This window comes from Catellatospora sp. NPDC049111, from assembly GCF_040648615.1.
Classification (GTDB): domain Bacteria; phylum Actinomycetota; class Actinomycetes; order Mycobacteriales; family Micromonosporaceae; genus Catellatospora; species Catellatospora aurea.
Genome location: NZ_JBEZEB010000007.1, coordinates 278,111 through 299,447, shown reverse-complemented (window position 1 = coordinate 299,447; position 21,337 = coordinate 278,111). Strand labels below are relative to the sequence as shown.

19 protein-coding genes are annotated in these 21,337 nt (G+C 70.8%); 5 read left to right on the top strand and 14 right to left on the bottom strand.

Annotation, left to right across the window (positions count from 1 at the left end; translation table 11 throughout):
• Positions 1-36 precede the first annotated feature (36 nt).
• Positions 37-564, top strand: a complete 528-nt coding sequence (locus tag AB0B66_RS13845; protein WP_360528074.1) for a winged helix-turn-helix domain-containing protein — start codon at positions 37-39, stop codon at positions 562-564.
• Positions 565-584: 20 nt separating this feature from the next.
• Here the strand turns inward: AB0B66_RS13845 and AB0B66_RS13840 are convergent, their stop codons facing one another.
• The 6 genes from AB0B66_RS13840 to AB0B66_RS13815 all read right to left on the bottom strand — a co-directional run bounded on the left by AB0B66_RS13840 (position 585) and on the right by AB0B66_RS13815 (position 5,756).
• A complete protein-coding gene (locus tag AB0B66_RS13840; RefSeq protein WP_360528072.1) occupies positions 585-1,553 on the bottom strand; it encodes an aldo/keto reductase in 969 nt (322 codons plus the stop codon).
• An 84-nt stretch (positions 1,554-1,637) separates the two neighbouring features.
• Entirely contained in the window at positions 1,638-2,138 is a 501-nt protein-coding gene (locus AB0B66_RS13835; protein ID WP_360528069.1) for a hypothetical protein, read from the bottom strand.
• A 118-nt stretch (positions 2,139-2,256) separates the two neighbouring features.
• Complete coding sequence (locus AB0B66_RS13830) at positions 2,257-2,463, bottom strand: hypothetical protein (protein ID WP_360528066.1); 207 nt, start codon at positions 2,461-2,463, stop codon at positions 2,257-2,259.
• Between the two features lie 113 nt (positions 2,464-2,576).
• On the bottom strand, positions 2,577-3,356 hold the full coding sequence (gene map / locus AB0B66_RS13825; protein WP_360528063.1) for a type I methionyl aminopeptidase: 780 nt from the start codon (positions 3,354-3,356) through the stop codon (positions 2,577-2,579).
• 61 nt (positions 3,357-3,417) lie between these two features.
• Complete coding sequence (locus AB0B66_RS13820) at positions 3,418-4,446, bottom strand: epoxide hydrolase family protein (RefSeq protein ID WP_360528060.1); 1,029 nt, start codon at positions 4,444-4,446, stop codon at positions 3,418-3,420.
• 95 nt (positions 4,447-4,541) lie between these two features.
• Positions 4,542-5,756: an epoxide hydrolase family protein gene (locus tag AB0B66_RS13815; protein ID WP_360528057.1), complete on the bottom strand. Its 1,215-nt coding sequence runs from the start codon at positions 5,754-5,756 to the stop codon at positions 4,542-4,544.
• 417 nt (positions 5,757-6,173) lie between these two features.
• On the opposite strand from AB0B66_RS13815, the gene AB0B66_RS13810 reads away from it, so the two are divergent.
• The gene (locus tag AB0B66_RS13810; protein ID WP_360528054.1) at positions 6,174-8,981 is read left to right on the top strand and encodes a LuxR family transcriptional regulator; all 2,808 of its coding nucleotides are present in this window, start codon (positions 6,174-6,176) and stop codon (positions 8,979-8,981) included.
• Between the two features lie 54 nt (positions 8,982-9,035).
• Here AB0B66_RS13810 and AB0B66_RS13805 read toward each other — a convergent pair whose 3' ends face one another.
• Complete coding sequence (locus tag AB0B66_RS13805; RefSeq protein WP_360528051.1) at positions 9,036-12,503, bottom strand: discoidin domain-containing protein; 3,468 nt, start codon at positions 12,501-12,503, stop codon at positions 9,036-9,038.
• A gap of 453 nt (positions 12,504-12,956) precedes the next feature.
• Here AB0B66_RS13805 and AB0B66_RS13800 point away from each other — a divergent pair, with 453 nt between their 5' ends.
• On the top strand, positions 12,957-13,517 hold the full coding sequence (locus AB0B66_RS13800) for a dihydrofolate reductase family protein (RefSeq protein WP_360528048.1): 561 nt from the start codon (positions 12,957-12,959) through the stop codon (positions 13,515-13,517).
• Between the two features lie 9 nt (positions 13,518-13,526).
• On the opposite strand, the gene AB0B66_RS13795 is transcribed toward AB0B66_RS13800, so the two are convergent.
• From AB0B66_RS13795 to AB0B66_RS13765, 7 genes are read right to left on the bottom strand one after another with little or no spacing between them, the layout of a single operon-like run.
• On the bottom strand, positions 13,527-14,567 hold the full coding sequence (locus AB0B66_RS13795) for a GNAT family N-acetyltransferase (protein ID WP_360528045.1): 1,041 nt from the start codon (positions 14,565-14,567) through the stop codon (positions 13,527-13,529).
• Complete coding sequence (locus AB0B66_RS13790; RefSeq protein ID WP_360528043.1) at positions 14,564-15,694, bottom strand: DUF3419 family protein; 1,131 nt, start codon at positions 15,692-15,694, stop codon at positions 14,564-14,566. The genes AB0B66_RS13795 and AB0B66_RS13790 overlap by 4 nt, the downstream gene beginning before the upstream one ends.
• Positions 15,678-16,721 (bottom strand): SDR family oxidoreductase, encoded by a 1,044-nt coding sequence (locus AB0B66_RS13785; protein WP_360528040.1) that lies wholly within the window; start codon positions 16,719-16,721, stop codon positions 15,678-15,680. The genes AB0B66_RS13790 and AB0B66_RS13785 overlap by 17 nt, the downstream gene beginning before the upstream one ends.
• Positions 16,718-17,599, bottom strand: coding sequence for a hypothetical protein (locus tag AB0B66_RS13780; protein WP_360528037.1), 882 nt, complete (start codon positions 17,597-17,599; stop codon positions 16,718-16,720). Before AB0B66_RS13780 ends, AB0B66_RS13785 begins: the two co-directional genes overlap by 4 nt.
• A complete protein-coding gene (locus tag AB0B66_RS13775) occupies positions 17,596-17,838 on the bottom strand; it encodes a hypothetical protein (protein WP_360528035.1) in 243 nt (80 codons plus the stop codon). The genes AB0B66_RS13780 and AB0B66_RS13775 overlap by 4 nt, the downstream gene beginning before the upstream one ends.
• Complete coding sequence (locus AB0B66_RS13770; protein ID WP_360528032.1) at positions 17,828-18,709, bottom strand: diiron oxygenase; 882 nt, start codon at positions 18,707-18,709, stop codon at positions 17,828-17,830. The genes AB0B66_RS13775 and AB0B66_RS13770 overlap by 11 nt, the downstream gene beginning before the upstream one ends.
• A complete protein-coding gene (locus tag AB0B66_RS13765; protein ID WP_360528029.1) occupies positions 18,706-19,656 on the bottom strand; it encodes a 3-oxoacyl-[acyl-carrier-protein] synthase III C-terminal domain-containing protein in 951 nt (316 codons plus the stop codon). Before AB0B66_RS13765 ends, AB0B66_RS13770 begins: the two co-directional genes overlap by 4 nt.
• Before the next feature lie 184 nt (positions 19,657-19,840).
• On the opposite strand from AB0B66_RS13765, the gene AB0B66_RS13760 reads away from it, so the two are divergent.
• Positions 19,841-20,461, top strand: coding sequence for a GPP34 family phosphoprotein (locus tag AB0B66_RS13760; protein WP_360528026.1), 621 nt, complete (start codon positions 19,841-19,843; stop codon positions 20,459-20,461).
• Between the two features lie 144 nt (positions 20,462-20,605).
• On the top strand, positions 20,606-21,325 hold the full coding sequence (locus tag AB0B66_RS13755; RefSeq protein ID WP_360528023.1) for a hypothetical protein: 720 nt from the start codon (positions 20,606-20,608) through the stop codon (positions 21,323-21,325).
• Positions 21,326-21,337 lie beyond the last annotated feature (12 nt).

Genomic DNA, 21,337 nt, shown 5'->3' with positions numbered 1-21,337 from the left:
CGGCGGCGGGCCGCCGACTGGCCGCGCCTGCGTACGGTGCTCGAACGCGACCTCGTACGCCGCGCCGGGCACCTTGCCATGTACGGCTGGGCGGCCGCGCTGTCCGACCTCGACCCCCGGGTGAGCTGGCACGCCGACGGCCCCACCGGGACCATCGAGGTGCGCACCGGCCCCCGCTCGCAGCGGGAGCGATACCGGCTCGACGGCAAGGGCCTCCTGCTGATGCCCACCGTCTTCGGCACACTGATCAGCTATGTCGAGCCGCCCTGGCCGTACGCGCTGGTCTACCCGGCCCGTGGCATCGCCGACCTGTTCGGCCCACCGTCGGGCGCGGCCGCGCCGCAGGCCCTGGACCGGCTGGTCGGACAGCACCGGGCCGACGTGCTGCGGGCGCTGGCCGTGCCGGCGACCACCACGCAGCTCGTCCGCCAGCTCGGTCTCAGCCTCGGCACGATCGGCGGCCACCTGGCCGTGCTACGGCAAACGGGACTGGTGACCGGGATACGCACCGGCCAGTCCGTCCGCTACCAGCGCACGGCCTTGGGCGATGCCCTCGGCGGCTGAAGCCCCCGGTCCGCCTGGATTCACCACCAGTAGTTGTCCTGAGGCGCGTAATGCCTTTCCAGCTCGGCGATCTCGGCGTCGGTCAGCGCCACATCCAGAGCTGCGACAGCGTCGGCGAGGTGACCCGGTTTGGTCGCACCGACGATCGGGCACGACACCACCGGTTTGGACAGCAGCCAGGCCAGCGCCACGTGAGCCATCGGCACCCCGCGGGCTTCGGCCACGGCCTGGACGGCGTGCACGACCGGCTTGTCGACGTCGCGGTCGAAGGCACGGGCGACGTCGTCCGACGAGCCGCGGGCGGTCTGCGCGCCCCAGGGCCGGGCCGCGCGGCCCTTGGCCAGCGGCGAGTACGGAGTCAGCCCGACGCCCTGATCCAGGCACATCGGGATCATGTCGCGCTCTTCCTCCCGCTTGAGCACGTTGTACTGGTCCTGCATCGCCGAGAATGTGGTCCACCCGTTGAGTTCCGCGACGTGCTGCAGTTTCGCGAACTGCCAGGCCCACATCGACGACGCGCCGAGATAGCGCACCTTGCCCGCCTTGACCAGGGTGTCCAGGGTCGACATCGTCTCCTCGACCGGTGTGGCGGGGTCGAAGCGGTGGATGTAGTAGACGTCGACGTAATCGGTGCCCAGCCGCCGCAGGGAGCCGTCGACCTGTTCGAGGATCGCCTTGCGGGACAGGCCGCTGCCGCCGGGCCCGTCGTGCATCCTCCCGCTGACCTTGGTGGCCAGCACGATGTCCTCGCGGCGGGAGAACCTGCTGATCGCCCGCCCGACAAACTCCTCCGAGCTGCCGCCCTGGTAGACGTTCGCGGTGTCCCAGAACGTGATGCCCAGCTCGGCGGCCTGCCTGAAGAACGGGGCTGCCGCGTCCTCGTCCAGGGTCCACCGGTGCAGACCGCCTGCCGGGTCGCCGTAGCTCATGCAGCCCAGACCGATCCGGCTCACCCTCAACCCGGTCAGCCCCAGCCTCGTGTACTCCAAGGATCAACCTCCGCAGCTGCCTGGCTCCGACGCGATGGGCCTGATCCTGGCAAATGCGCGCTGTTCCCGCCTTGGCGGGGTGGTTCAGCGGGTGGTGATCGCGGAGCCGGCCGGGGCGACCAGCCACCACAGGGCGCCGAAAGCGTCCAGGCCCTGGCCGTTGGTGTCGCCGGCCTTGGCGTCCTTGACGAAGTAGTACAGCGGGTGGTTGTCGTAGACGACCTGCATGCTGCCGTCGGGGCGGGCCACTGTCTTGAGCTTGTCCGCGCTGACGCCCGAACCCGCCTGGGGCGCACCGGTGGTGACCAGCGGCGGCCAGGCGGCCGCGCAGGTGCCCTCACACGTGGAGGTCCCCGCGGTGTCCGCCGCGAACAGATACAGCGACCTGCCTTGGCCATCGGTGAGGTAGGTGCCCATCGGGCCTTGTTTCGTTTGAACGGTGACCTGTTCAGCGGCGAGCGCGGTCATGCGGTGACCGGTGACGCCGCTCTCGGCGCGGGCCGCCGCCGGGGCGACGAGCGCCGCGGCGAGGAAGGCCAGTGCGATGACCGCTCGGCGCGGCCCGGTCGACTTCGTGGAGCCCATGTCAAATCCCTTCCGTGAGGCAGGTCCTGACCTGGGCAATCCTAAGTCGGCCGGGCCTGGGCTCGGGCGAGTTCGGTGCTATCGCCGCCGGGCTGCGACGCCCATGTGCGTGGCCTCCTCAGTTCTCCGACGAGGCCAGGGCCGGTACCACGGCATAGCCCGGAACCGAGGGCAGTTGCGGAAGAACGCCGTTCGCACGAAGGTGAACGGCCGCGTCCACGGCCGCGCCGAGGGCCAGCCGGAACAGCAGCGAGCCGAGGCTGACCCGGCGCACCCCGAGTTCTGCGAGGCCGGTGACCGTGGACGGCCAGGTGGTGGCCGGCATCGGTGTCGGTGGCGCGCCGTCGGGCGACCTCGACGAGCAGTACGCCGCCGGGGGCGCGCCAACCCTGCGCTGAGCGGCGTGGCCGGGCCGCGGGCAGCGTGCCCAGGGCCCGGTCAGTCGGCCATGGCGGGGCGACGGGTCAACACCTGGGGCCCCGAAGCCGTGATGGCGACCGTGTGTTCGGAGTGCGCGGTGCGTGAGCCGTCGGCCGAGCGGATCGTCCAGCCGTCGGCGTCGTACTTGACCCGGTCGGTGGACTGGCAGAGCCAGGGCTCGATCGCGATGGTGAGGCCGGGGACGAGTTTCACGCCGCGGCCGGCGCGGCCGCTGTTGGCCACGTGCGGGGATTCGTGCATGGTGCGGCCGATGCCGTGGCCGCCGAACTCGCCGTTGACGCGGTAGCCGTAGGAGTGGGCGACCTCGCCGATCGCGTGGGAGACGTCGCCGAGACGGCCGCCCGGCTGGGCGGCGGTGATGGCGGCCTCCAGCGCGACCTCGGTCGCCTCGATGAGTTTCAGGTCGGCCGGGTCGGGGGTGCCGACGACGACCGACAGCGCGGAGTCGGCGACCCAGCCGTCGATGCCGACGGCCATGTCGATGCTGAGCAGGTCGCCGTCGCGCAGCACGTAGTCGTGCGGCAGGCCGTGCAGCACCGCGTCGTTGACCGACAGGCACAGCACGTTGCGGAACGGGCCGCGGCCGAACGAGGGCGCGTAGTCCCAATAGCAGGACACCGCGCCGCGTTCGGCGATCCGGCGGCGGGCACGGTGTTCGAGGTCCATCAGGTTGACGCCGACCGCCGCGGCCTTGCCGAGCTCGGCGAGCAGTTCGCCGACGAATTGGCCGGTCACCGCCATGCGGCCGATCTCCTCGGCGGACTTGAGCTCGATCACGACAGCCTCCCCTGCGTGGTATTTTTATGCGGGTATTTTTATACCACACAGGCGCGGCGGCCTACCGCAACGTCCGCAGGCCGGTGCGGACCTCGTCGACGAACGCCGCCGGCTGCTCCCAGGCCGGATAGTGGCCGCCCGCGGGCAACCGGCGGTAGTGGACGAGATTCGGGTAGGCACGCTGCGTCCAGCTGCGGGGCGGCAGGTAGAGCTCGTCGGCGAAGACGCTCACCGCGACCGGGAGCTTGACGCCCTTGGCGGCGAAGAACGAGAACCGGTTCTCCGCGTACAGCCGTGCCGAGGAGACGCCGGTGTTCGTCAGCCAGTACAGCGTGATGTTGTCGAGCTGCTCGCACGCGGCCCGCTCCTGCTCGGACAGCCCGGCCGGCAGGTTCGCCAGCGCGTCGGCGGCGCCGACGACGTTCTGCTGGAACAGGTTGTCGATGTCGGCGGGCACGACGCAGGCCATGTTGGTGTGGATGCCGACCAGGCCCTCGACCTCCTGCGCGGCCATCAGATCGGTGATGATCGCACCCCAGTCGCCGCCCTGGGCGACGCATCGGTCGTAGCCGAGCCGCTTCATGAGCTTGGCCCAGGTGCGGCCGATCCGGTCCGGGCCCCAGCCCGGTTCGGTCGGCTTGCCGGAGAACCCGTAGCCCGGAAGCGACGGGATGACGACGTGGAAGGCGTCGGCGGCGGTGCCGCCGTGGGCGGTGGGGTCGGTCAGCGGCTCGATGACCTTCAAGAGCGCGGCCACCGAGTACGGCCAGCCGTGCGAAATGACGATCGGCAGGGCGTCGGGGTGTGCGGAGCGCACGTGGAGGAAGTGGACGTCGAGCCCGTCGATCTCGGTGACGAAGTTGGGGTACGAGTTCAGCCGCTGCTCGCAGCGCCGCCAGTCGTACTGCTCGGCCCAGTAGCGGGCGAGTTCTCTCATCGTGGCCAGCTGCGGCCCCTGGGAGCGGTCGGTGACGGTCTCCCGTTCCGGCCAGCGCGTGTGCAGGATGCGCGCACGCAGGTCCGCGAGGTCGGCATCGGGGAACTCGACCCGGAACGGCCGGATCGCCGTCATGTCGGTGTTCGCTGTCATGGCGGAGTGTTCCTTGCTGCTCGGGTTCGGGCGATGGAGGCGATCCCCGAGGTGACCGGGCGGCCGGCGTACGGCCGCCCGGTCACCCCGTTCGCTCAGCGCAGCGAACGCAGGCCGGTACGCACCTCGTTCACCAGCGACTCCGGCTGCTCCCAGGCGGCGAAATGCCCGCCCTTGGGGAGCCGGTTGTAGTGCACGAGGTTCGGGTAGGCCTGCTCCGCCCAGCTCCTGGGCGCCTGGTAAAGCTCGTCGGGGAACACGCTCACCGCGACGGGCAGCTTCACGCCCTTGACACCGAAGAAGGAGAACCTGTTCTCGGCGTAGAGCCGCCCGGACGACACACCGGTGTTCGTCAGCCAGAAGTGCGTGACGTTGTCGAGCACGTCATCGCGGGTCAGGCCCTCGGGAACGCCGTCGAACGTCCGCGAGATCAGGGCCAGGCTGCGCGGATCGTGGTCGAGCAGCCACGCCGCCAGGAAGACCGGCGAGTCCGCGAGCCCGGTGAGGGTCTGCGGCCGCGAGGCCATCTGCAGGGCGTAGGCGACGTGCTTCCAGGTGAAGTCGAGCTGCTCGCAGGTGGCCCGCTCCTCGTCGGACAGCCCGGCCGGCAGGTTCTCCAGCGCGTTGGCCGCGCCGATGACGTTGCGCTGGAACAGGTTGTCGATGTCGGCGGGCACCACACCGGCCATGTTGGTGTGCAGGCCGACCAGACCTTCGACCTCCTGCGCGCCCATCAGGTCCACGACGATCGCGCCCCAGTCGCCGCCCTGGGCGACGTACCGGTCGTAGCCCAGGCGCTTCATCAGCTCGCCGTAGGCGCGGGCGATGCGGTCCGGGCCCCAGCCGCCCTCGGCCGGCTTGCCCGAGTATCCGTAGCCCGGCATCGACGGGATGACGACGTGGAAGGCGTCGGCGGCCGTGCCGCCGTGCGCGGTGGGGTCGGTGAGCGGCTCGATGAGCTTCAGCTGCTCGACGACCGAACCCGGCCACCCGTGGCACACGATGATCGGCAGGGCGTTCTCGTGCTTGGACCGCACGTGGATGAAGTGGATGTCGAGCCCGTCGATCTCGGTGATGAAGTTCGGGTACGAGTTCAACCTGTCCTGGCACCGGAACCAGTCGTAGTCGTGCGCCCAGTACTGCGCCAGCGCCTGCATGGTGGCCAGCGTCGGGCCCTGCGACTGGTCGGAGACGGTCTCCTTCTCGGGCCAGCGCGTGTGGGCGATACGGGCGTGCATGTCCTTGAGATCGGCCTCGGAGACCTCGACCGTGAACGGCCGGATCGCCGAACTGTCGTTGGTGACAGACATGAGAGCTTCCTTGCTGTACTCGATGGGAAGGTGGGACGGTTCGGTCCCCACCAGGAAGGCGGCAGTGCCGCTTGCTTTCTCACGGCGGAACCCCGGATTCGGCGGTTCCGCGCGGACGTGCCCTAGTCAGGCATTGATTGCCCCCATCTGCGGTGATTTTACGTCCGAGCGTCCTGCGCGGATACGCCCGTCTGCGGCTCCGGCCCGTCTGCTCGCACCGGGCTTGTCCACGATCGCCGCCAGGCGGGCGCTCCACCCCCGTGCCGACCCCCGGTGCACCCCCGGGTCCGCCCCCGGCGCCACGGTGCACCGTGAACTTCGCAATCAGGCACCAACCGCGCGGGAACACCGTTTCAGGCCGATCGCGAGCCGCCGCTCGGCCACCCACCCACGCTGCTACCTGGGACAATTCAACCTATGGGCGCATCCGTCGCCGGAACCCGGGCAGGCCTGCGCGGGCGCGGTCGCGAACTGGCCGAACTCGACCGGGCGCTCGCCACCGCACGGGCGGGAACCAGCGCGGTGCTCGTATTGCGCGGCGAGGCGGGTATCGGCAAGACCGCCCTGCTGAACTACGCCGAAGAGCACGCCACCGGCTTCGGCCTCACCGGCACCATGGCCGTCGAGACGGAGATGGCGCTGCCCTACGCCGGCCTCCACCAGGTCTGCGCACCGCTGCTCGGCAGGCTGCCGCTGCTGCCCGCCCCGCAGCGCGACGCCCTCTCGGCCGCGCTCGGCCTGCACGAAGACCCGGCGCCGAACCCCTTCCTCGTCGGCCTGGCGGCGCTCAGCCTGCTCTCCCGCACAGCCGAGGAGAGGCCGCTGGTGTGCCTGCTCGACGACGTCCACTGGCTCGACGAGCAGTCCCTGCAGGCCATCGCCTTCGTCGCCCGGCGGCTCGCAGCCGAACCCATCGCGATGATCCTCACCCTGCGCTCCCCCGGCGACCGCGGCGAACTGGCCGACCTGCCCACCCTGACCGTGCCCGGCCTCAACGACACCGATGCCCAGGTCCTGCTGACCTCGGCCGCGCACGTCCCGTTCGACCCCCGGGTACGCGACCGCATCGTCGCCGAGGCACACGGCAACCCGATGGCCCTGCTCCTGCTCCCCCGCCTGGTCCCGCCCGCCGAACTGGCGGGCGGACTGTGGCTGGCCGGCCGCCGTCCCGTGGCCGAGGACCTGGAGGAGGCGTTCCACCTGTGCTTTCGGCGGCTCCCTCCGGACACCAGACGCCTTCTGCTCACCGCCGCCGCCGAGCCCACCGGAGACGCCGACCTGCTGTGGAGGGCCGCCGAGCGGCAACACCTCGCGGCGGGTGCGGCCGCGCCGGCCGAAACCGCAGGCCTGATCACCTTCGACACCGTGGTGCGGTTCCCGCACCCGCTGGCCCGCTCGGCGATCTACCAGAAGGCGTCGGCACCCGAGCGCCGCGTCGCCCACCACGCCCTGGCCGAGGCCACCGACCCCCGCAAGGACCCCGACCGCCGGGCATGGCACGCCGGCCAGGCCACCACCCGGCCCGACGAGGCGCTGGCCACCGAACTGGAGGACTGCGCACGGCGGGCGTATCGCCGCGGCGGAGCCGCCGCGGCCGCCGCGTTCATGCACCGCAGCGCGCAACTGACCCCCGACCCTGCACGGCGCGCCACCAGAGCGCTGGCCGCCGCCCAGACGAGCATCGACGCGGGCGGTCTCGCCCAAGCCCACGCCATGCTCACCACCGCCACCGAAGGACCGCTGGACGAACCGAGCCTCGCCCAGCTCGAACGGCTGCGCGCCCGCCTGCTCTTCATCCAGGAACGCGGCACCGACGCGCCCCGGATGCTCCTGGACGCCGCACGGCGGCTGGCGCCCCTGGACGCCGCACTCGCCCGCGACACCCTGCTGGAAGCCCTCGGCGCGGACGTCTACGCGGGCCGGCTCAACACCGGACCCAGCCGCCCGGACGTCGCCCTGGCCATTCGGGCCACCCCCGCAGCGAGCCCGCCGCGGACGGTCGACATCCTGCTCGACGCCGTCGCTACCCTGATCACCGACGGCCACCGCGCCGGGGCCGACCCGCTACGCCGGGCACTGCGGGCCGTCCAGGACGACCAGCGCTGCGCAACCACCGGCGCGGACCTGCGTTGGATGTGGCTGGCCTGCCCGGTGACACCGGAACCACTGGCACCCGAGCTCTGGGACGACGACGCCTGGCACGAACTGGCCACCGGCGCCGTGAACCTCGCCCGCGACGCCGGCGCCCTCGCGCTCCTGCCGATGGCACTCAGCTACGAAGCCTGCTACCGCGTCCACACCGGCGACCTCGCCACCGCGACCGCCCTCGCCGACGAGGCCACCGCGATCTCCACCGCCACCGGAGCCGCCCCCATGGCCTACCCGGCCCTGGTCCTCAGCGCCTGGCGGGCCCACGAGACCCACGCCCGCCGGCTCCTGCAAGCGGTACGCGGCGAAGCAGCCACCCGGGGCGAAGGACGCGCGCTCGCCATCGCCGACTACGCCGCCGCCGTCCTGGACAACGGCCTGGCCCGATACGACGACGCCCTGGCCGACGCGACCCGGGCCTGCCAGTACGAAGACCTCGGACTGTTCGGGTGGGTGCTCGTGGAGCTGATCGAGGCCGCCGCCCACAGTGGCCACCCGCAAGCCGCCGCGGCCGCGCTCGACAAGCTCGCCGAACGCACCCAGGCGGGAGCGACCGAATGGGCCAGAGGCATGGAGGCCCGCTCACGGGCTCTGGTATCCGACGGCCCCGACGCCGAAACGCTCTATCGCCGGGCGATCAAGCACCTGGACCGCTGCCGGATCACCGTCCACCAGAGCCGCGCCCGCCTGCTGTACGGCGAATGGCTGCGCCGGCAGGGCCGCCGCGCACAGGCCCGCGAGCAGTTGCGCGTCGCCTACGACACGCTCGCCCGGGCCGGGGCCGACGGCTTCGCCGAACGCGCCCGCAAGGAGCTGCTCGCCACCGGCGAGACCGTGCGCAGGAGGTCCGTATCCGCCCTCGCCGAACTCACCGGCCAGGAGGCACAGGTCGCCCAGCTGGCCCGCGAAGGACGCACCAACGTCGAGATCGCCGGCCGGCTGTTCATCAGCCCGCGCACCGTCGAGTGGCACCTGGGCAAGGTGTTCACCAAACTCGGCATCACCTCGCGCAAGGACCTGCGCACCGCGTTCAGCGCGCCGCCCGCGGACGGCATCCGATCGACGAGCACAAGGTGAGGGGGCCGGCCCGGACTGCCTCATCCGGACCGGCCCCCTCTTTTCTGTGGGAGATCAGGCCACAGGCTCTACCCAGATGTTGCGGTAGAACAGGTTGGCTCCCGGGTCACCGTGGTCCTGGAACCGCAGTGGACCGGGGGCCGAGGTCTCCGCCGCGCCGTTGCCGGTCGGGCCGTTGATCTCGGCGTTGTTGATGACCGTGACGCCGTTCCAGACGACTGTGACGCGGGCATTCTCGGTCTTGGTGGTCCCGTTGTAACGGGCCGCCCGGAACGTCACGTCGTAGGTCTGCCACGTCTGCGGCGCGGTGGCCGCGTTGACCGACGGTGCGATCTTTTCGTAGATCGCGCCGCACTCGTTGTTGGCGAGGGTGGTGTCGCCGTACGAGTCCAGCACCTGCAGTTCGTACCGGTCCTGCAGGTAGATGCCGCTGTTGGCCCGTTGCTGGCCGGTGACGTCGCCCGGCAGCAGCGGCAGCCAGAACTCGGCGTGCAGCTTGAAGTCACCGAACGCCTGCTTGGACTTGATGTCGCCGCCGAGGACCTCGACGCCGCCGTTGCCCAGCGGCCAGGTCACCGGGGTGCCGTTGGAGTGTTGGAAGTTGTCCATGTTGGTGCCGTCGAACAGCACGATCCGGGTCGGCTGGGTCGTGCTGCCGTACGCCTCGAACTCGTAGATGCGCGCGGCGCCGTTGCCGTCGCTTGCCGGGGTCGTGATGTTCAGCCTGATGTAGCGGGCCGATGTGGCGGTGATGTTGTGCGTCGTGACGCTGGCCGTGTTGGCTGTGACGGTCGCGGCCGTGGTCCAGGTCGTGCCGTTGGTGGACGTCTGGATGTTGAAGTCGCGGGTGTTCCAGGCGGTGTTCTCCCCGCCTGCCCCGGCGTGCCTGACGACGAACTGGGCCACGGTCTGTGCCGAGCCGAGGTCCACCTGCAGCCACTTGGTCGCGCCGAGCGAGCACCACTTGTCGGCGTTGCCGCCCGAGACACTGCCGTTGACCGCCTTGGCGGGGCCCTCGGTGGTGCCGCAGGAGCTGTCGGCGGTCGCCGTCTTGTTGAGGGCGAGGTTGCCCGTCGGCGGCGCGGTGCCGCCGTAGACCTCCAGCTCGTAGATACGGGCCGCGCCGTTGCCGGTGGTGCCGCCCGCGGTGATGTTCAGCCTGACGTACCTGGCCGAGGTCGCGGTGATGTTGTGGGTGGTGGTGTTGGCCGTGTTCGCGGTGACGGTCGCGGCCGTGGTCCAGGTCGTGCCGTTGGTGGACGTCTGGATGTTGAAGTCGCGGGTGTTCCAGCCCGCGTCCTCACCGCCGGCGCCCGCGTGCTGCACGACGAACCGGTTGACCGACTGCGCCGAGCCGAGGTCGACCTGCAGCCACTTGGTCGCGCCGAGCGAGCACCACTTGTCGGCGTTGCCGCCGTTGACCGTGCCGTTGAACGCCTGGGCCGGGCCCTCGGAGGTGGCGCAGGAGCTGTCGGCCGTGGCCGGCTTGTTCAGCGCCAGGTTGCTGGACGGGGCCGCCCCGGGGATGTTGTTGAGGGTGTACCAGACCTCGGTGTTCCACAGCGACTGGCCGTTGGTGGAACCGAACGGCCGCGGCGAGCGGATGTGCACGACCCGGCCGGCCTTCAGGCCGTTGATCACCAGGGTGACCTTCTTGCCGTCGGCGGACAGGGTCGCCGAGGACACCGACAGCGTCTCCTCGTCGATCTTCGGGCCGCCGTAGGCTGCGGTCGGGACGTAGCGCCACTGCTTGACCCGGTACTTGGTGGCCAGGCTGGTGGCGGTCGCCGCCGACAGCGGCTGGGTGTACTCGATCTCGAAGCCGTTGGACAGGGCCTTCATGTTGAGCATGTCGAAGGCGTTGTTGCCGTTCGGGATCAGCTTCTGCAGGCCGAAGTTCAGCTTGCCGGACTGGCCCCAGTTGCCGCCGCCGCCGATGCCGCCGACGTAGATCGCGCCGTCGGGGCCGACGTTGACCTCGGAGATGCCGGCTTCCAGGCCCTGCGTCATGCGGAACAGGGCGCCCTGGTACTCGCCGTTGATCTTCTCGACCGCGGCGCGCTGCAGGCCGCCGTAGGTGACGTCGCCGATGACGAACTGCCCGGCGTACAGGCCGCTGGTCATGTACTTCGGGGTGCTCGGCGAGTTGCCGATCTCGTTCTGCGGCAGCCAGATCACCGGCGGGGTGACCGGGGCGCTGTCGAACGGGCCGGCCGGGTTGAGGTAGTGGTTGAAGAACCGGCCCTGCTTGATGTGCACCAGCTTGGAGGCCGGCTGCCAGCCGCCCTGGTTGTCGGTGACGAACAGGCCGTTCTCCGGGCCCCAGCCGATGCCGTGCGGGGTCCGCAGACCGCCGGCGACGTACGTCCAGGCACCGGTGTCCTTGTTGATCTTGATCGTGGTGCCGCGGTTGCCCACCACCTGCGGGTTGGTGGTGTTGCCGCCGTAGTCGATGCCGACCGACAGGTTGAGGTAGAAGAACGGGGCCTCGTACATCAGGCCGAACGCGAACTCGTGGAACGTGCCACCGTACGGCCAGGTCGCGACCTGCTGGTACTGGTCGGCGACCTCGTCGCCGTTGGTGTCGACGAGCCTGGTCAGCCGCATCTTCTCGGACACGTAGATGACCCCGTCGACGACCTTCAGGCCCATCGGCTCCTTGAGGTTGCTGCCGACCCGCTTGGTCGTGACCGTGCTCGGGTTGGCGTTGCCGCTCGTGTTGCCCAGGATCCAGACCTCACCTGCCTGCGAGGTGCCGGAGTCGTTGGTGCCACCCCAGGTGCAGATCACCAGGCGGCCGTCGGCGAGCCAGTCCATGCCGGTCACCCGCGGCTCGAACCCGCTCGGGCGCAGGTTGGCGAGGTTGAAGTTCGGGTGCACGGAGGTCAGCGGCAGGCCGTCGCCCGGCGAGTCACCGGCGCCCTCGCACTCCTTCTTGCCGGGCGCGGTGACCCGCACGACCCCGGCGTCGGTGCTCAGCACCGAGTTCGGCACGGTCACGAACGACGTCGAGCCGGGCGTCTGCCACTGCAGCGTCAGCTGCTGGCCGCCGCCGGCCTCGAAGAAGTCGACGCGCAGCGCGTGGTAGCCGGTCGTCAGGGTGACCGCGCCGTCCTTGGCCGTCGCGCCGTGCAGGCCGTCGTGGTTGATGACCACGTTGTCATCGATCAGCAGCCGGGACCCGTCGTCGCTGATCAGCCGGAAGGTGTAGCTGCCCGCGGTGGGGATGTTCACGTAGCCCAGGGCTTGGGTGTAGAAGTTGTCCTCATACCCGAACTGGGCGGACGTGGTCCAGTCGATCGTCGACATGAGCTTGTCGACGTTGGGGGTCTGCGCCGGCTTGAGGTTGCAGAGCGCGCTGAGCGCGACCTGCAGGTCGAAGGTGCGCAGCGTGATGCCGGGTGTCTGCGGGGGCGGGGCGGCGGCGGCCGCGGTGGCGGGCAACCACCCGGCCGCGGCAATGACCGCTGTGGTGAGGGCGCTCGCCAAAGTCAGGCGCGCCCATCGGGACGGATGGAACACTTTTCCTCCAGTGTGAGCGGGACTGGGTGCGCGACGTCCTCTGACGTGGCAACCCGCTCACGGCGGCGTGCCAGGACATTGGACGATTGCGCGGTCTGTCCTGAAGCGACCTGGCACGCCGATGCCTGGCATGGACACCATAAAATTCTTTTTTCGAGATGTACAGATGTATTCGAAGTTTGGTCAGAACTTTTGACGATCGTGGCAAAAGTTGTGGGAGCAGCTCGACGAGCCCGGTGACGGCGAGCCGCGCTCGCTCACGAACCGGGCGGAAAATCCCCCTTGACCTCGCGCCATTGCGCCATCTGCGACTCATGTTTGTCAATGGCTGGTTCGTGCCGACACGCCGCGCGGTCACATCACGCCCGCACGAGTGGCGCCTGGAACGGGCAATACGTCGGCCGCATAACGGAAGATGGACCGCGTTCGGTTCGGAGATCAAGGAGCGGTGAGATGCGCAAGCTGATAGCAACGGTGTTCAACTACTCCCTCGACGGCCTGCTCGCCGACGAGGGCACCGACTTCTGGGACTTCGCCTTCGGCATACCGGAGAACAGTCGGCCCGACGACCCGGCGCACCTGGACTTCCTCCGTGGCGCGTACGCGCACGTCATGGGCCGCAGCGCCTATGAGGGCATCAAGGCCGGCATGACCACGGCCACCGACCACCCGTTCTCCCCGATCCTGACCGACGGCCGCAAGATCGTCTTTTCGCGGACGCTGCAGACGGCCGACTGGACCAACACCACCATCGCCTCCGGCGACACGGCAGCCGAGGTGGACAAGCTCAGGGACGGCGACGGCTACGTGGTGGTCTGGGGCGGCGTACGCCTCTGGCGGTCCCTGTTGCAGCTCGACCTCGTCGACGAGCTGTGGGTGTCTCTGTATCCCTACATCGCGGGCGAGGGCACCCGCCTGTTCGACGGCACACCCCGGTCCTACGGGCTCGAACGGATCTCCAGCACCGCCAGCGCCGGCGGCATCATCGAGCTGCGCTACCGCCGCCGGCGCTGACCCGACGGCCTACACCGTGGCTATCTCGAAGTGCACCGGCGTGCCCCGGTCGGCCGGCCCGCCCAGCACCAGCAGGTCGACGTCGGTGGGCTGGGCCCGCAGGCCGGTCAGCGCCCGGCTCAGCGGGTCGCGGACGTCCAGGCCGACGGTGAGGAACGAGTGCAGCCCGTGCAGCCGGTTGCAGGCGTGCCTGAGCAGGAAGCGCAGCGTCGCCGCGTCCGGCGCGCACGGATTGGCCACGGTGCGGTAGCTCAGTTCCCCACCGGTACGCGGCAGGCCGGGTACCCGCAGCAGCGGGGCGGCGACGTTGAACACGGCCCGCACCGCCGCCATCCGGGGCGAGTATCCGGTGACCCGCATCTGCTTGATGCCGTGCTGGTTCCACAGGCCGACGAACCCGGCGAGCTCGCCGCCCGGCCGCCGGGCCAGCAGGTACTCCAGTCCTGGCCGCGCCATCGGGAAGGAGTCGCAGACCGGCGCGAACTGGCGGAAAGCGGCCAGCCGCCGCCACAGCTCGACCATGTCGGGCTCGTCTGCCGGTTCGGCGACCGACACGGTCAGCCCGCTCGGCGGGATGCGGCGGCGGGTCAGCAGGTCGATGCTGTGCGACCTGATGGTGGCCCGCCTGCGCACCCCGGGTTCGACCTGCCGGCGCAGCATCTCGACGGCGTCGTTGCCGGCCAGGACCGTGCCGATCAGCGGCGCGTCCGGGCCGGCCAGCTCCCGGGCGGCCGCCTGCGCCCACCGCGCCAGGACGCGGGCGGCCCCGCGCCGCCGGTGAGCGGGATGCACCTTGAGATCGCCGACGTAACCGAGCAGGGCCGGGCGGCCGTCGACGAAGGCGGGCCGCAGGGCGGCCGCGACGCACGCGATCGGACCGTCGTCGCCGTCCACGACCCCGACCCGCCAGCCGTCGCCGCCGATCCTGTTGAGCGCGAAGAAGTCGGGCCGCCGGTCGATGCACAGCGACAGGTCGCCGTCCATCGCGCAGCGGCTCGCCAGGTCGACCAGCGCCGCGTTGTCCTCCGGCTGGGCGTCGCGGACCCTCACGGCATCACCTCGCAGAGCGCGAAGCGCCGCTGGCACAGGCTGCGGTCGGTGCGCATCAACTGCTCGCCCCGCGACCGGTCCTCCCGTACGGCGTCACGCCAGCGCGGCGGCACCTCGGTCCAGCCGACGAAGTTGCGGAAGACCAGCCGGGCCCCTGGCCGGGCGGTGCGGACGATCTCGGCGAACAGCTCGTCGATCTGGTCAGGGGTCAGCCATTCGCAGATGTTGGACAGGGCGAAGCCCGCCATGCTGCCGTCCGGCCGACTCCGCAGGTAGTCGGTGAACGCGCCGTCGACCAGGCTGAGGCCGTCGACCGGCACCTTCGCGCTCAGATACGGCGGCAGGCAGTTCGCCGGGTAGCGGCCGGTGAGCAGGTGGTGCAGGAAGTAGTTGCCGCTGATGTCGAGCTCGGTCAGCGTGTGCTCGGCGACCTGGCGGAAGTGCCGGGCGTAGCTGGGATCCTCGACGTGGGCGAAGAACCGCTCGTCGTAGGTGCGCCGCAGCACCAACCGGTTGCACAGCGTCTGGAACAGCAGCCGCCAGCCGGCGGTGTCCCACTCGCGGCGGTAGAACTCCCGCTGCTCATCAAGGGTCCGCAGGGCGAGCAGCGTTTCGATCCGCCGGCGGGGGTGGATGACACGCAGGGACCGGGCGATCAGGCGCATCAGCCGTTCGGTGACCCCGGCCTGCAGCACTCCGGCGTCGATCGCCTGGGCGTGCGCGTCCCAGTGGTCGCGTGCCCCTGGCGTGAGCACGTCCCGGACCTGGGTGTACGCCTGGCGCCGCGCCGCCGAGGCCATGGGCGCGCCGCCGAGCAGGCCGAGCGCCGGGCCGGGTGCCAGTGCCGCGACCGCGGCCGCTTTCAGTTCCACGAGGTGGTTCTGGGTACGGTTGACGTCGACGCCGATCACCTCGGCGGCACCGGCGGCCAGCAGTGACAGGGCCGTGCAGCCGGCTGAGCTCACCACGGCGATCGGCCCGTTCCACCGCCCGGCGAAGGCTGCGATCTCCAGTCGCGGGTCCTCCCGGACCTGGCCGAAGTACAGCCGGTCGTCGACGGCGCCGGGCAGTTCGGTGCGCCGTACGTGCGGCTGTGTCTGCTGTGGCAGGTCAGTGTGCTGCGACACGGAAGCTCCTCTCGATCAGGTCGGCGCACGCCGCCTCGACCACGGCCGTGGCGTCCTGGGCCTGGTAGCCGGGCCACGCCGCCCGCAGGCGGTCGGTCCGGAAGTGTTTGGGCAGGTAGAGCTGTTCGGCGAACGGTGCGACGGAGGCGAGTGCGGGCTGCAACGGGCCGCCGCGCAGCCGCCGGGCGGCCTGGGCCATGTCGTGGAAGCTCGCCCGGTCGCACGGGATCGGGCGGGGCAGCATGCGCCGGCGGAAGCCCGGGTCCCGCTCGAACACGGCGAAGGCGGTGTCGATCGCGGTGCCGAGTGTCACCGGGCCGGCGCAGAGCTGATAGATCCCCGGTGGCGCGGTGAGCAGGGCCGTCACGCCGGCGACGGTGAACTCGGCGGTAGCCAGGCTCAGCGGCGTCGCCGGGTCGCCGGGCAGCAGGGTCAGCAGCCCGGAGTGGTAGAGCCGCATCGTGTGGTGGAACGCGTTGTACTGCGCGACCTCGCCACCGTCGTCCTCGGCGATCACCGTCGGCAGGCGTACCACCGTCACCGGCAGCCCCGGCGGATCGAGCAGGCACTCCTCGGCCGCCCACTTCGACCACTCGTAGTGGTTGACGAACCCGGCGTCGTCGTGGCGGGTCTCGTGGACCTCGCCTCGGCGCCGGCCCGCGCTGTACAGGGTGGACAGCAGCATCAGCCGGTCGAGCCGGTCGCAGCGCTGCGCGAACTCGCGTACGCGGGCCGTCCCGGACGCGTTGACCCCGTCGGCGGTGTCCCGGCTGACGTCGAAGCGGATGACGGCGGCGGCGTGCACGATCCGCGTGACGGACCGGGGGTCCACAAGCGCAAACGGGTCGGCGTCGCGCAGGTCGACCGGCACGACCGGGGCCTCGGTGACCCGGGCCAGCCGCGCCCGTTTGCGCTCGAGTTCGGCCTGGTCGGTGCACCGCACCGCCAGGATCAGGTCCTCGCCGCCGAGCGCGGCCACGATGCGTCGGCCCAGGTAGCCGTCGGCTCCGGTGATCAGGGTGGTCATCGGGCCGCCGCCTGCCCGGCCGCGGCGAGCAGGTCGGGCCAGCCGCCCGGCTCGGTGCCGTGCCGGTCGACCAGGGCGTACAGCCATCGCTCGACCCCGAAGGCGAGGCATGCGGTGGTGGCCGGGGCCCCGTCGCGGGTGACGCCGTACGCCGACCCGAAGTGGTCGTGGTGCAGGTTGGCCGAGGCGAGGGCCAGCGAACCGCCGTACGTCGCCTCGTGTTTGACCGGCTGGATGCGTTGCAGCAGGTGGCCGGGGTGCTGTTCGGGGCGGAAGAACGGGTCCGTCGCCGATGTCCAGTCCACCGGCAGGTCGATCAGCACGGCGAAGCGGTCCACGGACGCGCGGGCCTCGGCCAGGAAAGACGCGGTCTCCTCGGCCGTGCCGAGGCACACGATCTCCCGCATGGCGAAGGTCCACTGCCGGCGCAGCGGCTCGTAGCTCGACTCACGCCGGAAGCAGGTGTTGCGGGTGGTGACGTACGTGGCCGAGGGCAGCTGCTCCCCCTGGTGTGCGTGGTAGACGTGGTGGCAGGCCGCCGGGGTGAGCACCGCGGTCACCGGGGCCGTGCGGGTCAGTGCGACCGCGCCGTCCCGGTCCAGCACCGGTCCGTCGGCGAACGCGGCGAGGTTGTTGTCGGTGGAGTCGAGCGCGGTCGCGAAGGTGACCTGGTGCGGGAACGACCGCAGGTGCCCGCGCAGGGCCGTGGCGGGCAGCGTCGCCGGGTACGCCTCCTCGCGGCAGCGCCACCGGCTCGCGAGGCGCTGGAAGGCGCGGTCGCAGTCGTCGGCGAGCGCCAGCAGCGGCCCGGTGAGCCCGGCCTGGCCGCTGGGGTCCCAGCGCAGCCCGATCCCGGTCAGGTCGGTAAGGGTGTTCACGGATTGCCCCCGAATCTCGCCACCATGGCGTCGATGCCGTCGAAGTCGCCCATCCGCAGCTGCTCCACGTCGATGGGGGCGCCGCGCAGCCGCTCCAGCAGGATGATCAGTTCGGGCAGGTGCACCGAGCGCAGCACGCGCAGCGTGAACAGCGGCATGTCATCGGTGACGGCGACCTGGCCCGCGTGCCGTTGAACGAACGTCCGCAGCTCCGCGCGGATCTCGGTCTCAGAACGCATCGACCGGCTCCTCGGTGAGCACACCCGCGGTCGCCAGGAAGCGCAGGCAGTCGGCCGACACCCGCCGCCGGTGGGCCCGCTGGGCGGGCGCGGACCAGGCCGTCTCGGCCAGCTCCCACGGGTCGTCGAGCCCGGCGTCGGCGTACACGTCCGGGTGGTAGTAGCCGCGCCAGGTCGCGGTCACGAACCGGCCGAGGTCGTCGCGGATCTCGGCGACGGTCCGCGCATCCCACTGCCCCGCCTGCCACAGCGCCGTCACCAGCCGGCGGCCGAACACCAGGTGCCGGGCCTCCTCGCGGTGGTGCTGGTCGTTGATGAAACGGGCCAGCGGATGCAGCCGCCCGTCGCGGGCCTGGACCCGGTTGTAGTGGTCCACGATCTCCTCGAAGATCAGCGTCTTGGCGAAGAACAGCAGGTCGTCGACGTCGCGCGGCCGGTCGGTGCGCAACGGGGCCTGCCGGCTGCGGTGGACCCGCGCGTACCGGGTGCAGAAGCCGCCGAAGTAGACGCTGTGCTTGTTCTCCTCGTCCAGGAAGTGGTGCAGGTAGCCGGCGGAGCCGGCCAGGTCGCTGCGGTAGAGCCGCGCGGCCAGGCCCTGGATCAGCGCGTTCTCGCCGTGGATGTTGAGGCTGAAGAAGCCGGCCGCCTCGTGGAACGCGACCCGGCGGCGGGCCGTGTCGTCCAGGCCCTCCCACACGGGTGTGCCATGCAGGCTCACGTACTCCGGGGTGCCGAACCAGTCGCGCTCGGGATCCACCGCCGAGGGCCAGTCGACCAGGGTGTACGGGTTCTGGTGTGCTCGGGCCGACAGCCGGCTGAGCCGGTCCGCGGTCTCCGACACCTGCGCCAGCGCGGTCGCCAGGGCGCTCATCGCCCGACCACCTCCAGCACCGCGCACTGCCAGTTGAGCCCGAACCCGGCCATCGGCAGGGCGATCCGCTGCCCTGGCCGGGCCCAGCCCGAGTCGAGCAGCGCCGACAGGTTGACGAACGGGTCGGCCGAGATGACGTGTCCGACGTCGGGCAGGGTCGGTGCCCATACCCGGGCGTGGTCGATGCCGAGCAGCCGGGCGAGGATCTGCCAGGCCTTGTCGTTGGTGTTCTGGGTGACGACCCAGTCCAGTTCGGCCGGGGCCAGCCCGACCCGCGCGGCGGTCTCCCGGACCAGCCGGTGGGTGTAGGCGAAGTAGGTGCCGACGGTCTCGTCGTCGCCGGCCCGGCCCAGGCCGCCGTTGGTGATCTGGTGCACGGTCAGCAGGCGGCACACGTCCGGCTTCCGCCCGACCAAGCAGGCCGCGGCCCCGTCCGAGATGAGGTTGTACGCCTGCTCGTACCAGGCCCCGGCGGGGAACCGGTCGGCGGTCACGCACAGCACCCGCCGCCAGCCCGGTTCGGTCGTCAGCAGCGCGCCCGCCACCCGCAGCGCCCCGAGCGCGCCGGTGCAGGCCTGCTGGTGCAGCCCGACCACGATCGCCCGGGACAGGCCGAACTCGGCCTGCAGGCGGCCGGCAGGGAAGTCCATCAGCTCCTTGACGTCGCGGACCGGTCCAATGCCGGTATCGCCGCCGCCCGGCAGACAGGTGGCGTAGACGATCGCGTCGACGTCGGTCAGGCCGCCGCGGGCCGCGATCTCCGCGACCGCCGCACGGGCCAGGTCGTACGCGGTGTCGTCCGGTTCGCAGGTGTGGTGCCACCGGAAACCGGCCGCCGCCAGGTCCTCCGGAGCCGACCGGAGCAGTCCCGCCTCGGCCGACTCGCGTAGATGTCGTTTCCGCGCACCGAGTGCGTGGGCGAATGATCCGATATAGAGCCCGTCCATGGATCCCATGCTGGTCGCGGCAGGTCGGCCGCGCATGAGCGCACGTACTCAGATCTCGCTAGGTCGATCACCCGATGCGCCTGAGTCGCGGGACGCCTCGTGACGACGGCATCCGGAAAGTGATATCACTATGATACCGTCATGGCGGCCGACCACCGAACCCACGTCAGATGGAGTGCTGGCCATGGAAATGCCCCTCACCTCACAGGTCTACCTGCTGGCCTACAACACCGACAAAGGCAAGCTGACCTGCAACGGCTACCTCGGTTACGTGCTGCGCGCCGCCGCGCTCACCGAACTGTGCCACCTCGGCGCACTGTCCGATGCCGATGGAAAGCCGCGTGCGACGAACACCAAGGTCACCGATCCGGTGCTGGCCGAGGTGCTGCACGAGATCGCATCCGCGGCCAAGCCGAAGAAGTGGTCCTGGTGGGTCCACCGCGGCCAGACCCCCATGTTCCGCGCGGTCCAGCAGCGACTGGTGGACGACCGCGTCATCAGCACCGAGCGCTACCGCATCCTCGGCATCTTTCCCGCCACCAGGGTCAAGATCCACGAGCACCGTACGGTGGCCCGGCTGCGCTCCACCGTCAGCCACGCCCTCCACGGGGGCACCGCCGATCCGGTCGACGCCGCACTGACCGCGCTGGCCGCGACCGGTGAGATCCGCATCGCCATCAGCCGTGCCCAGGTGCGCCAGCAGGCCAAACGTCTGGAGTCCCTCACCCGGCAGGCAGGCCCCGCATTGCCCGCGCTGCGCAAGGTGATCCGCGACCACCACGCCGCCAACGAGTCGACCGGCTGAGGATTCGCCTGCGGCTCGGAGCCGTGGCACCGGGCGCTCGCCGGCTCTGGCGGCGGGACCGCGCAGGTGGCTCGGCCTGGGACCGTAGGGGGACGGCGCAACCGGTAAGGTGCGGCATCCCTCACGGATCACAGGAGTACAACCTTGAAACGCCTCGTACCACTGGCCGTCGCCGCCGTCATGTTCGCAGGCGGCTGCAGTGCTGCCGCACCGGACGCACCAGCCGGGTCCTCGGCGCCGTCGGTCTCCCCCACGGCCGCCGCCCCGTCTCCGACGCCCTCCTTCAGCCCCTACCAGCTCATGGAAACGGCAATGATCACCGATGAGCTCCTGCTCTCGGTGGTGAAGCAGCCCGGCCGGCAAGAACGCGCGGTCGACGACCACTGGTGGAAGGGCTTCCCCGCCGGCATCGTGACCGCATGCGGCGAACGTCCCGCCTCTTCCAAGGCCGATGCGGACGATGCCCTGACCCACGTCCGGTCCTGGATCCTCGCCGCGGATCCGTCCGCCGAGAACTTCCGGGTCGTCGGTCAGGAAGTCCTCGTGCTGCCGAAGGAGAAGGCCGAGGACGTCGTTGCCAAGGCCGAATCCCTACTGGCGAATTGCAAGTCATACCGTGAGGACAAAGTCACCCACACCAAGACCGCGATCCGGGACCTCGACATGAAGTCGACCGCCTACCGCGCCACAGCCGCCTGCTTCATCAACAGCGCGGACAAGAAGGTGCATTGCTCCATGTACTTCGGGCGCGGAAGTGTGGCTGTCGTCATCAACATCTATGGTCTGGACCAGAAGTCGACTGAGGCCCTGGCAATCGACGTCAAATCGGCCGTCGAGCTCCAGCTCGCCCAACTGCCCGCATGAGCACACCGGCCG

Coding starts and splice junctions, on each gene's coding strand:
- AB0B66_RS13775 (WP_360528035.1), bottom strand. CDS start 17,838: ATGCGTTCTGAGACCGAGATCCGCGCGGAGCTGCGGACGTTCGTTCAA.
- AB0B66_RS13830 (WP_360528066.1), bottom strand. CDS start 2,463: ATGCCGGCCACCACCTGGCCGTCCACGGTCACCGGCCTCGCAGAACTC.
- AB0B66_RS13785 (WP_360528040.1), bottom strand. CDS start 16,721: ATGACCACCCTGATCACCGGAGCCGACGGCTACCTGGGCCGACGCATC.
- AB0B66_RS13760 (WP_360528026.1), top strand. CDS start 19,841: ATGGAAATGCCCCTCACCTCACAGGTCTACCTGCTGGCCTACAACACC.
- AB0B66_RS13765 (WP_360528029.1), bottom strand. CDS start 19,656: ATGGACGGGCTCTATATCGGATCATTCGCCCACGCACTCGGTGCGCGG.
- AB0B66_RS13770 (WP_360528032.1), bottom strand. CDS start 18,709: ATGAGCGCCCTGGCGACCGCGCTGGCGCAGGTGTCGGAGACCGCGGAC.
- AB0B66_RS13835 (WP_360528069.1), bottom strand. CDS start 2,138: ATGGGCTCCACGAAGTCGACCGGGCCGCGCCGAGCGGTCATCGCACTG.
- AB0B66_RS13800 (WP_360528048.1), top strand. CDS start 12,957: ATGCGCAAGCTGATAGCAACGGTGTTCAACTACTCCCTCGACGGCCTG.
- AB0B66_RS13815 (WP_360528057.1), bottom strand. CDS start 5,756: ATGTCTGTCACCAACGACAGTTCGGCGATCCGGCCGTTCACGGTCGAG.
- AB0B66_RS13820 (WP_360528060.1), bottom strand. CDS start 4,446: ATGACAGCGAACACCGACATGACGGCGATCCGGCCGTTCCGGGTCGAG.
- AB0B66_RS13810 (WP_360528054.1), top strand. CDS start 6,174: ATGGGCGCATCCGTCGCCGGAACCCGGGCAGGCCTGCGCGGGCGCGGT.